Annotated in this window: 9 protein-coding genes and 1 pseudogene; 5 read left to right on the top strand and 5 right to left on the bottom strand. The window is 62.2% G+C overall.

Going from position 1 to position 11,140, the window contains the following annotated elements; all coding sequences use genetic code 11:
• The coding region (locus EN893_RS05910; protein ID WP_164900729.1) for an ABC transporter ATP-binding protein at positions 1–932 on the top strand (932 nt) is incomplete at its 5' end.
• Positions 933–1,059: 127 nt separating this feature from the next.
• Here the strand turns inward: EN893_RS05910 and EN893_RS05915 are convergent.
• The 4 genes from EN893_RS05915 to ugpB all read right to left on the bottom strand — a co-directional run bounded on the left by EN893_RS05915 (position 1,060) and on the right by ugpB (position 5,382).
• Positions 1,060–2,127, bottom strand: a complete 1,068-nt coding sequence (locus EN893_RS05915) for a sn-glycerol-3-phosphate import ATP-binding protein UgpC (protein WP_127268505.1) — start codon at positions 2,125–2,127, stop codon at positions 1,060–1,062.
• 7 nt (positions 2,128–2,134) lie between these two features.
• A complete protein-coding gene (ugpE, locus tag EN893_RS05920; protein WP_127268504.1) occupies positions 2,135–2,983 on the bottom strand; it encodes a sn-glycerol-3-phosphate ABC transporter permease UgpE in 849 nt (282 codons plus the stop codon).
• A 9-nt stretch (positions 2,984–2,992) separates the two neighbouring features.
• Positions 2,993–3,877, bottom strand: a complete 885-nt coding sequence (ugpA, locus tag EN893_RS05925; RefSeq protein WP_127268503.1) for a sn-glycerol-3-phosphate ABC transporter permease UgpA — start codon at positions 3,875–3,877, stop codon at positions 2,993–2,995.
• A gap of 194 nt (positions 3,878–4,071) precedes the next feature.
• Positions 4,072–5,382 (bottom strand): sn-glycerol-3-phosphate ABC transporter substrate-binding protein UgpB, encoded by a 1,311-nt coding sequence (gene ugpB, locus EN893_RS05930; RefSeq protein ID WP_127269634.1) that lies wholly within the window; start codon positions 5,380–5,382, stop codon positions 4,072–4,074.
• A gap of 359 nt (positions 5,383–5,741) precedes the next feature.
• Here ugpB and EN893_RS05935 point away from each other — a divergent pair, with 359 nt between their 5' ends.
• Entirely contained in the window at positions 5,742–8,174 is a 2,433-nt protein-coding gene (locus EN893_RS05935) for an EAL domain-containing protein (RefSeq protein WP_127269633.1), read from the top strand.
• Between the two features lies 1 nt (position 8,175).
• On the opposite strand, the gene EN893_RS05940 is transcribed toward EN893_RS05935, so the two are convergent.
• The gene (locus EN893_RS05940; protein ID WP_127272540.1) at positions 8,176–8,865 is read right to left on the bottom strand and encodes a TlpA disulfide reductase family protein; all 690 of its coding nucleotides are present in this window, start codon (positions 8,863–8,865) and stop codon (positions 8,176–8,178) included.
• 35 nt (positions 8,866–8,900) lie between these two features.
• On the opposite strand from EN893_RS05940, the gene argH reads away from it, so the two are divergent.
• The 3 genes and pseudogenes from argH to EN893_RS05955 all read left to right on the top strand — a co-directional run.
• Entirely contained in the window at positions 8,901–10,301 is a 1,401-nt protein-coding gene (argH, locus tag EN893_RS05945) for an argininosuccinate lyase (RefSeq protein WP_127271598.1), read from the top strand.
• A 141-nt stretch (positions 10,302–10,442) separates the two neighbouring features.
• Entirely contained in the window at positions 10,443–10,649 is a 207-nt protein-coding gene (locus EN893_RS05950) for a lipoprotein (protein ID WP_023811112.1), read from the top strand.
• A gap of 63 nt (positions 10,650–10,712) precedes the next feature.
• Positions 10,713–11,140, top strand: a pseudogene (locus EN893_RS05955) (diaminopimelate decarboxylase); the annotation flags it as partial.

Consider the following 11,140-nt stretch of genomic DNA (forward strand, 5'->3'; position numbering starts at 1 on the left):
GCTTCGAGGCGCCGGACCAGGGGCACATCACGCTCGACGGTACGATATTGGCCAATGGCGGCGCTGCGGTGCCGGCATATCGGCGAGGCATCGGCGTGGTGGCGCAGGATGGTGCCCTGTTTCCGCATCTGACCATTGGCGACAATATCGGTTTCGGCATGGGTCGCGGCGAGGACAAGCGCACCGAGCGCATCGTCGAGCTCGCCTATATCGTCGGGCTGGACAAGGCGATCCTCAAGCGCCGCCCGCACGAGCTCTCCGGCGGCCAGCAGCAGCGCGTGGCGCTGGCTCGCGCCATGGCGATGAAGCCCCGGCTGATGCTGCTCGACGAGCCGTTCTCGGCACTCGATACCGGCCTGCGCGCCTCGATGCGCAAGGCGGTGGCCGAGCTTCTGGAAGCTGCCGGCATCACTACCATCCTGGTGACGCACGACCAGGCCGAGGCGCTGTCCTTCGCCAGCCAGGTCGCGGTGATGCGCGACGGCAAGTTCTCGCAGATCGGGACGCCGCGCGAGCTCTATCTCAAGCCGAAGGACAGGATGATCGCCGAATTCCTTGGCGACGCCATCATCCTGCCGGCCAAGATATCGGATGGATTCGCCAACTCGCCCCTCGGCCGCATCGCGGTCGACACCAATGACAGCCGCGATATCGCCCGTATCATGCTTCGCCCGGAGCAGATCGCGCTGAAGAGAACGTCGCGCGAGGGCATGTCCGGCACCTCGGACATGCTGTTCGGCGAAGTGACGGAATCCGAATTCGCCGGCTCGATGTGCACGGTCGCGGTGCGGCTCTTGAACAATGCCGATCCGCCCGATGCGGCCGCGATCGGCAACACGCCGCTGGTCCTGCGCAAACCGGGCATGGACGCGCCGGCGGTCGGCGAGATCGTCCGGCTGACCGTATCGGGAAAGGCGCATGTCTTCGCCTGAACACCGTATGCTGGAGCAATTCTAGGAAACTGTGAAGCGGTTTTCCGTCTGGAATTGCGTCAAAACAAAGAGTTAGAGCAGCTCGCCGTTTCCGTGAAACGGTGAAACGCTCTGGGCATCTTTTGGATTAGCCGACGCGCTTTCCTGCCTGATCGAACCAGTGCAGCTTTTCTGCCTTGGCAACCACGCGCAATTGGTTGCCAACCGTGGCGGTGGCGCGACCCGCGACACGCACGACGATACGGTTGCCGCCTGCCGCACAGTGAAGGAAACTTTCGGCGCCTACCGGTTCGACTGCCTCGACCAGCGCCGGCAGGACGAGGGCGCCGGGCGGCGCCTCCGCATTGAAGGTGACGTCGGCATCCTCGGGCCGAAAACCGAGGGTCGCAGCTCTTGCCTCCCGAGGTGCGAAAGCGATCGCCGTGCCGTCTGCGAGCACCGCGCCCGAGGCGCTTTCGGTCAGTGCCAGGAGATTCATCGGCGGCGCGCCAATGAAGGAAGCGACGAAGGTCGAGGCCGGCCTTTCATAGATGTCGAGCGGCGCCCCCATTTGCTCGACCAGTCCGCCGTTCATGACGACGAGGATGTCGGCCAACGTCATCGCCTCGAGCTGGTCATGCGTGACATAGACCGACGTGACGCCAAGCGAGCGTTGCAGGTTCTTTATCTCGACGCGCATCTGGCCACGCAATTTGGCATCGAGATTGGAGAGCGGCTCGTCGAACAGGAAAACCCTCGGGTTGCGCACAATGGCACGACCCATGGCGACACGCTGGCGCTGGCCGCCGGAAAGCTCGCGCGGACGGCGGTCGAGCAGCGCCGAAAGTTCGAGTATTTTCGCCGTCGCGCGGACCCGGCTGTCGATCTCATCTTTCGGCGTGCCGCGGTTGCGCAGCCCATAGGCCATGTTGTCGTAGACTTTCATATGCGGATACAGCGCGTAGTTCTGGAACACCATGGCGATGTCCCGCTCGGTCGGACCGATTGAGTTTACGATCTTGCCGTCGATCGCAACTGTTCCCGAGGAGATGGTTTCGAGCCCGGCGATCATCCTGAGCAGCGTGGACTTGCCGCAACCCGATGGGCCGACCAGCACGCAAAGCTGCCTGTCGGGAACTGCGATTGAAACGCCCTTCACGGCCTCGAAACCGCTGGGATAGACCTTCTTCACATCCTTCAGATCGACGGTCGCCATCAGCTTCTCACTTTTCGGAATCGACCAGGCCGCGAACGAACCAGCGTTGCATCAGCACCACGACCAGGATCGGCGGCACGATGGCCAGCATCGCTGTAACCATGACCAGGTGCCATTGCGTATCGGCATCGGCGAAGGAGACCATCTTTCTGAGCGCGATGACGATCGTGTTCATGTTGCTGCTGTTGGTGACGAGCAACGGCCACAGATACTGCGTCCAGCCATAAATGAAGAGGATGACGAACAGCGCCGCGATATTCGTCCGCGACAGCGGCAACAGGATATCGAAGAAGAAGCGCCACGGCCCCGCACCGTCAACACGCGCCGCCTCCACCAGCTCACCTGGAATGGTCATGAAAAACTGTCGAAACAGCAATGTGGCGGTGGCGGAGGCGATCAGCGGGATGATCAGGCCGGCATAGGTGTCGATCATGCCGAGATCGACCATCACCTTGTAGGTCGGCAGGATGCGCACCTCGACGGGAAGCATCAAGGTGATGAAGATCAGCCAGAAGAAGGTCATGCGCAGCGGAAAGCGGAAAAATACGATCGCGTAGGCCGACAGGATCGAGATGAAGATCTTTCCCACCGCGATGCCGAGCGCCATGATCGTCGTGTTGAGCAGCAGCCTGCCGACGCTGACGCCGCCGATACGGCCGACACCGCCGAACAGCGCTTCGGTGTAATTGTTCCAGAACTGATCGCCGGGCAGGAGCGGCAATGGCGGCCTGAGGATCGTTTGCAGCGTCTGCGTCGAGGCAACGAACGTGTAGTAGATCGGGAAAGCAACGATCAATATGCCGAGGATCAGCACGGCGTGGGCGATGACGGTGCGGAGCGGTGACTGGCCGATCATCGCTCGCCCTCAGCCGTAATGGACTTTGCGTTCCACATAGCGGAACTGGATGGCCGTGAGCGAGATGACGATGACCATCAGGATGACCGACTGCGCCGCCGAGTCACCGAGGATCAGATTGACGAAGCCGTCATTGTAGACCTTGTAGACCAGCGTTTCAGTCGTCTTGCCCGGACCGCCCCCGGTGACGGCATGGACGATGCCGAACGTGTCGAACAGGGCATAGACGGTGTTGACGACCAGCAGGAAGAAGGTCGTCGGCGCAAGCAGCGGGAAGACGATGGTCCAGAATCGCTTGGTCTCGCCGGCGCCGTCCATGGCCGCCGCCTCGATCAAGGCTTTCGGCACCGCCTGCAGGCCGGCGACGAAGAACAGGAAATTGTAGCTGATCTGCTTCCAGGCAGCGGCGGACACCAGCAGGATCATGGCCTGGGTGCCGTTGAGCAGTGGATCCCAGGCGATGCCGAAACTTCTCAGCATGTAGGCCAGCGACCCGATCGACGGGTTGAAGAGGAACAGCCACAGCATACCGGCGATTGCCGGCGCCACCGCGTAGGGCCAGATCAAGAGCGTGCGGTAGAGACCTTTGCCGCGCACCACCTTCTCTGCCATGACCGCAAGCAGGAGCGCCACGCACATGGCGACGATGGCGGTCGCAAGGGAAAACACCACCGTGACCTTGATCGAGTTCAGGTAGGCCGGATCGGCAAGCACTTTCCTGAAATTGGCGAACCAGACGAACTTGGTCCTCAGTCCGAACGGATCCTGCCTGAGCATGGATTGGTAGAACGCCTGACCGGCCGGCCAGTAGAAAAACACGAGCGTGATGGCCAGTTGCGGCGCCACCAGCAGGTAGGGAAGGATCTTGTTGGGAAACACGACGCGAGGGGTCATGGAGCCACTCCGAGGTGATGAGGCGGGCGGCACGATGTAGCATCCCTCTTCGCCAAGATGGCTTTGACGAGCGTTTCGGATTGGGCATCATCGACCGTTGGCGAAATCGCAAGGGACGGCAAAACTCCCCTCGCCGAGGGGAGATGCCTGGCAGGACAGGTGGATGCGCCGTAGAGCAAGGACCTGCGCTCGCTCTAATTCCCCAGCGCTTCCTTGATCGCCGCATTGCCACGCGTAACCGCATTGTCGAGCGCCTGCTGCGCGGTTTGCTGGCCGGCGAGCATCTTTTCGAACTCCTCGTTCTGGATATCGCGCACCTGCGGCAGGTTCGGAAGACGTACGCCCTTGGAATTGTCGGTCGGCGCCTTACCCGTCATCTGCAGGATCGGGGTCTCGCGACCGACGTTCTTGTCATAGAAACCGGACTTCTTGGTCGCTTCATAGGCGGCAAGCGTTACCGGCAGATAACCCGACTTCTGGTGCAGGTATTCTTGCACCTCGGTCTTCGACAGGTAGGCGAAGAAGGCCGCGACGCCCTTGTATTCCTCGTCGGATTTTTCAGCGAAAACCCACAGGCTGGCGCCACCCGGCGTCGTGTTCTGCGGTGCGCCCTTGGCGTCGCTGTCATAGGGCAATTGGCCGATGCCGTAATTCATGCCGGACTTGACGATATCGCCAAGGCCGCCGGAGGATTCGGTCATGATCCCGCATTCGCCGGCGAGGAAGATCTGCTTGGCTTCGGAGGTGCGGCCGCCATATTTGAAGGTGCCGTCCTTGGCGAGGTCCGCCAGCGCCTGGAAGTGGTTGACGAAAATCGGCGCATTGATCTTGAGCTCGACATCGCCGCCGGCCAGACCGTTCTGCTGGGTGGCCCATGACACGTCATTCCAGGCCGCGAAATTCTCCAGATGGATCCAGGTCAGCCAGGTCGAGGTGTAGCCGCAGGCGGCCGCGCCGCTCGCCTTGATCTTCTTGGCGTCTTCCCACACCTCATTCCAGGTCTTGGGTGGGCTGTCGACGTCGAGACCAGCCTTCTTGAAGATATCCTTGTTGTAATAAAGGATCGGCGAGGAGGAGTTATAGGGGAAAGAGAGCATGGTGCCGTCCGGCTTCGAATAATAGCCGACTATGCCTGGCAGATACTGGCTCTTGTCGAAGGTCATTCCAGCGCTGGTCAACACATCGGCTGCCGGCTTGATTGCGCCTTCGGCTGCCATCATCACGCCGGTGCCGACGTCGAACACCTGCATGATGTCGGGCGCCTGGCCGGCACGGTAGGCGGCGATGCCGGCATTCAGCGTCTCGGGGTAGGTGCCTTTGAACACCGGAACGAGTTCATAGTCGCTCTGGCTGGCATTGAAATCTTTGGAGATCTTGTCGACAACTTCGGCATTGGCGCCAGTCATGGCGTGCCACCAACTGATCTGCGTGACAGCAAAAGCGGAGGTTGAGGAAAGCAGCATAAAGGTGGCGGCAACACCGGCCGCGAAGCCGAAGGACTTCATGTTTCATCTCCCGTTTGTCATTGGCGAAAGGGGCACTCCCGCAAAGGCAATATGTGTCGCTCATGACAATCAGACAACGGTTTTGTTGCAGATCGACGAACTTCACCCCTTTACCTCACGCCACCTCGCCTCCGCTTGGACGCATGGAAAGCCACACGGTTAGCCGGCTTAGCGCGACGACAAGCGCCAGGAACCACCGTCGGAACTGCCAAGCTGCCTTTCGGGGTGGCAGCCTTGATTGCAGCCGCTGCAACCCGAAGAGACACGCCAAGGTTGCAGGCGACTTTATCGATCCCTCAACGGCAACGCGCTACTCAATCCTGCTGCCCTGTTTATTTCCAAAGATCAGGTGAAATAAAATGCTGACGGTCTACAATTGTATCGTCAACGAACACGATCTGAGACTGGTCGCACTCGCCGCGCTGATCTGCGGAATTTCCTGTTTCTCTGCCGTCAACCTGCTTCATCACATAAGCCGCTCCACCGATCGGAACCGGCTTGCCTGGCTGATGATCGCGGCCACTTCGACCGGCTTCGGCATCTGGGCAACGCACTTCATCGCCATGCTCGCATTCACACCGGGCATACCCAGTGCTTACGATCCCGCACTTTCCGTGCTTTCGCTCGCTGCTTCGGTCACTCTGACGGCAGCCGGCATGTGGATCGCCACCTTGCGGAATGAGTTCGACTATCATCTCGTCGGCGGCGCCGTGCTGGGCGGCGGTATCGCGGCCATGCACTACATCGGTATGGCGGCGTTCGAGGTTCAGGGCCGCATCGAGTGGAACCTGTTGCTTGTCGCCGTTTCCCTTCTGGCCGGCGTGACGCTCGCGGCGCTGGCGCTGCGTGTCGTGCAGCGCCGTCCCTCCTTGAAGGCGACATCCGGCGGCGCGGTGCTGCTGACGCTGGCAATCTGCACCCTGCATTTCATCGGTATGGGTGCCGTCTCGATCTTCCCCGATCCCTCGATCGTCATATCCGAATATACGATCGAGCCGACCTCGCAGGCTTTTGCGGCCGCCGCCGCCACACTGGTGATCCTGGTTCTGTCGGCATCGGCGCTGTGGATCGATTTGCGCTTCCGTCGCCAGAAGCTCGAGGTAGACCGCATGCACGGCCTGGCCAATGCCGCCGTGGAGGGGCTGATCGTCTGCGACGGCCACCGCATCATCAGTGCCAATGACAGCATGGCGACATTGACGGGCATCGCAACAGCGACGCTGAACGGAATGCAGCTTGGCGATCTCTTCGGATCCGACATGTCGGGCTTCGGCGAACAGCCGCAGGAGGCCGAATTGAGCGGCCGCGATGGCACGAGCATTCCTGTCGAGCTGATCGCCAGGAGCATCGACTATTGTGGCAAGCCTCACAACGTGGTCGCGGTCCGCGACATTCGCGAGCGCAAGAAGGCGGAACAGGAGATCCTGCGGCTTGCCCATTTCGATCCATTGACCGGACTGGCCAATCGCCGCAGCTTTTCCGGCCGGCTGGAGACGGAAATCGCTGCGATGGGCCGGACCAGGAAAGGCGGCCAGCTTGCGCTTCTGCTGCTCGATCTCGACCGGTTCAAGGAGGTCAACGACCTGTATGGGCACGGCGCGGGCGACGCCATGCTGCAGAAGGTTGCGCACTGCGTTACCGGCATTCTTCGCCAAGGACAGATGGTGGCGCGGCTGGGCGGCGATGAGTTCGCCATCATCGCGCCGAACCTGACCGACCCGTTGGAGGCGGGCCGTATCGCCAACGCCGTGCTGACCGCCATGCGCGAGGAAAACCGGCTCTCGGTCGGCGGCGGCCTGGTGTCGGCCAGCATCGGCATTGCGCTTTATCCATCGGATGCCGAAAACCAGGCCAGCCTGATAAGCCACGCCGATACCGCGCTCTACCGGGCCAAGACCGAAGGCAAGGACACCTACCGCTATTTCGAAGCTTCGATGGGGGCCGAGGCCCGCGACAAGCGCGTGATGGAGCACGAACTGCGCCAGGCGGTCGCACGCCAGGAGTTCTACCTCGTCTATCAGCCGCAGAAGGAGATCAGCAGCGGGAAGATGGTCGGTTTCGAAGCGCTGGTCCGGTGGCGGCATCCGACGCGCGGCGACGTCTCGCCGAGCATATTCATCCCGGTCGCCGAAGACAGCGGCGCCATTGGCCAGATTGGCGAATGGGTGCTGACGGCCGCCTGCGAGGAAGCCGCCCGCTGGGAAAATCCGCTGACGGTGGCCGTCAACGTTTCGGCGGTGCAGCTCCACAACACGAATTTCAGCCGCAAGGTCCACGAAACCTTGCTGAATTCCGGCCTGGCGCCCGGCAGGCTCGAGCTTGAGATCACCGAGACGGCGCTTGTCAAGGACATGCCGCGGGCATTGGCCACCTTGCGGCAGGTCAAGGCGCTGGGCGTGCGCGTCGCCATGGACGATTTTGGAACCGGCTATTCCTCGCTCTCCAACCTTCGCGCCTTTCCCTTCGACAAGATCAAGATCGATGGCTCATTCATCAAGTCCGTCGACAAGAACGGCCAGGTCGCGGCGATCGTGCGCGCCGTCCTGGGACTTGGACGCGGGCTCGGCCTGCCGGTTCTGGCGGAGGGTGTCGAGACGCTCGGCGAACTGAAGTTCCTGGACGCCGAAGCCTGCGAGATCGGCCAGGGCTACTATATCGGCAAGCCGGCTCTCATCGAGGAATTCGGCGATCTGACCGGCGTCGTCGCACCCGCTGTCGGCAGCAAACCCGCCAGCCTGCGCGACAGAAGCGTTCTGGCCTTCGCGCCCGCACCCGCGCTAGCCACACGCTAGACTACAGGCTCTCGGGCTTGAGTGCCGTCTCGACCAGCCGCCTGGCGTCCGGCCCCGACCATTCGGCCGGGCCGTTCATGTGGGCGATCAGGCAGCCCTCGCCGTCGATCAGCATGGTGACGGGAAGGCCTAGCGCCAAGCCGCGCTTCTTGAGGTCGTTGAACAGCGTCATCGTCGAATCCCGGTAATAGCCGAGCGTCGCGACGCCGGTATCGCTGAGGAACTTCTTCGGCTTCACATCGTCGCCGGCGTCGACGTTGACGGCGACCACTTCAAAGGAGTCGCTGCCCTTTTCCTTCTGCAGCGCATCGAGCGCCGGCATTTCGGCACGGCACGGCGCGCACCATGTCGCCCACAGATTGAGCAGCACCGTCTTGCCGGCATGATCGGCAAGCGTCATCGGCTTGCCGTCCGGACCATTGAAGGCAAGGCTCTTCAGGGATTGAGGCGGATCGGCCGGCAAAAGTGCCGCAACCTCACCGGTGGCCGACGCCACGACTTTCTTGGCGCGGTCGCTCTTGGCCGCGCAGGTCACGTCGTCCCTGCTGTCACCCATGGCAGCTTGTGCCGGTGCATTGTTGCCAGACCGGCTCTCGCTGACATATACCGCGACCGCGCCCGCCAGCGCGCCCGCCACCAAGGCGGCGAGGATCAGGCGCGGGGCCGGGAAGAATCTACTACCGTCTGCCATTTTCTCAAAACTGCTCCGAAGCACGGGTTATAGCCATGAGCGACAAGAAAACCAGCAACCAGATGTGGGGCGGACGTTTTGCCTCGGGTCCGGCCGCGATCATGGAAGCGATCAACGCGTCTATCTCCTTCGACCGCAAACTCTATGCGCAGGACATCAAAGGCTCGATCGCCCATAGCGAGATGCTGGCGCAAACGGGCATTATTTCGGCGGCCGACCAAGAAAAAATCGCTGACGGGCTGAACACGATCCTGAAAGAGATCGAGGCCGGCAGCTTCGAGTTTTCGACACGGCTCGAAGACATCCACATGAACATCGAGGCGCGCCTCGCCGATCTGATCGGCCCGGCGGCCGGCCGGCTGCACACCGCCCGCTCGCGCAATGATCAAGTCGCGGTCGATTTGCGGCTGTGGGTCAAGGATGAATGCTTTCGCGTCGCCGAGGCGTTGAAAGGGCTGATCGAGGCGCTGCTGGAGCGGGCCGAGGAGCATGCCGCGACCGTGATGCCGGGCTTTACCCATATGCAGGCGGCCCAGCCGGTGACCTTCGGCCATCACTGCATGGCCTATGTCGAGATGTTTTCGCGCGACCTGTCGCGCGTGCGCGATGCGATCGAGCGGATGGATGAAAGCCCGCTCGGTGCCGCCGCACTTGCCGGCACCAGCTTCCCGATCGACCGCCACCGGACCGCCAAGGCGCTCGGCTTCCGCGAGCCGATGCGCAATTCGCTCGACAGCGTCTCGGATCGCGATTTCGCGCTCGAGTTCCTCGGCGTGGCGGCGATCTGCGCCACGCATCTGTCACGGCTGGCCGAAGAGATCATCATCTGGTCGACGCCGCAGTTCGGCTTCGTCAGGCTGTCGGACTCGTTTTCCACCGGCTCCTCCATCATGCCGCAGAAGAAGAACCCCGATGCCGCCGAACTGGTGCGCGGCAAGACCGGCCGCGTCACCGGTCATCTGGTCGGCCTGCTGACGGTGATGAAGGGCATGCCTTTGACCTATGGCAAGGACATGCAGGAAGACAAGGAATCGGTGTTCGACGCCGCCGAGACGCTCGACCTGATGCTGGCGGCGATGACCGGCATGGTCTCGGACATGACGGTCAACGCGGCCGCGATGAAGAAGGCCGCCGGCTCCGGCCACGCGACAGCAACCGACCTTGCCGACTGGCTGGTGCGCACGCTCGGCCTGCCGTTCCGCGAGGCGCATCATGTCACCGGCCGGGCGGTGGCGCTGGCCGAAGACAGGAAGGTGGGGCTGGAGAAGCTTTCACTGGAGGATTTGCAGGCGATCAATTCCGGCATCACGGCCGACATATTTTCGGTGCTGGCGGTGCAGAACTCGGTCAAGAGCCGCACCAGTTTCGGCGGCACGGCGCCGTCGGAAGTGAGGAAGCAGATCCGCGCCTGGAAAAAGCGGCTGGCGAAAGCGTAATGCCGGATATTGCGAGCAGTAATATCTCGGATATTGCGACGGGCAATATCTCGGATATTGCGACGAGCAATATCCGGGGTGCAATGCGCCGAGAACTCGGCTAAAAGCGGCGGCTGACAAACGTTTCGGACGGATGGATCGATGACCGGAAGCAGGATTTTGGTGACGCTGACGCTGCTGGTTGCGATCGCGGCCGTTTCGGCCTGCGGCAGGAGGGGCGCTCTCGACACGCCCTATGAGGCGGCCGTGCAGGCGCGCAAGGATGCCTCAAAGGCCCACCAGCCCGTGCCGCCGGAGCCGGAAAAACCGGTCAAGGACAAGAAATTCATCCTCGACCCGCTGATCTAGAGCCGACGAGAGCCGGGCCTTTCAACCCGATCTCATCGCGCCCCAACTTCCGGAACCACTCTCGTGAACCATTTCGACTACCGCGACGGCGTGCTCCATGCCGAGGACGTGGCGATCCCCGACATCGCCGCACAGATCGGCACGCCATTCTACTGCTATTCGACGGCGACCCTGACCAGGCACTACCGGGTGTTTGCCCAGTCCTTTGCCGGGCTCGACGCGCTGGTCTGCTACGCCATGAAGGCCAATTCCAACCAGGCCGTGCTGCGGACGCTGGCCAAGCTCGGCGCCGGCGCCGACGTGGTTTCGGAAGGTGAATTGCGCCGGGCGCTGGCCGCCGGCATTCCGGCCGGCAAGATCCTGTTTTCGGGCGTCGGCAAGACCGCGCGCGAAATGGACTTTGCCCTTGCCGCCGGCATCCTTTGCTTCAACGTCGAATCCGAGCCTGAACTCGAGCTGTTGTCGGCGCGAGCCACCGCCCTTGGCAAGGT

It is taken from the genome of Mesorhizobium sp. M7A.F.Ca.CA.004.04.2.1 (assembly GCF_004022825.1).
GTDB lineage: Bacteria > Pseudomonadota > Alphaproteobacteria > Rhizobiales > Rhizobiaceae > Mesorhizobium.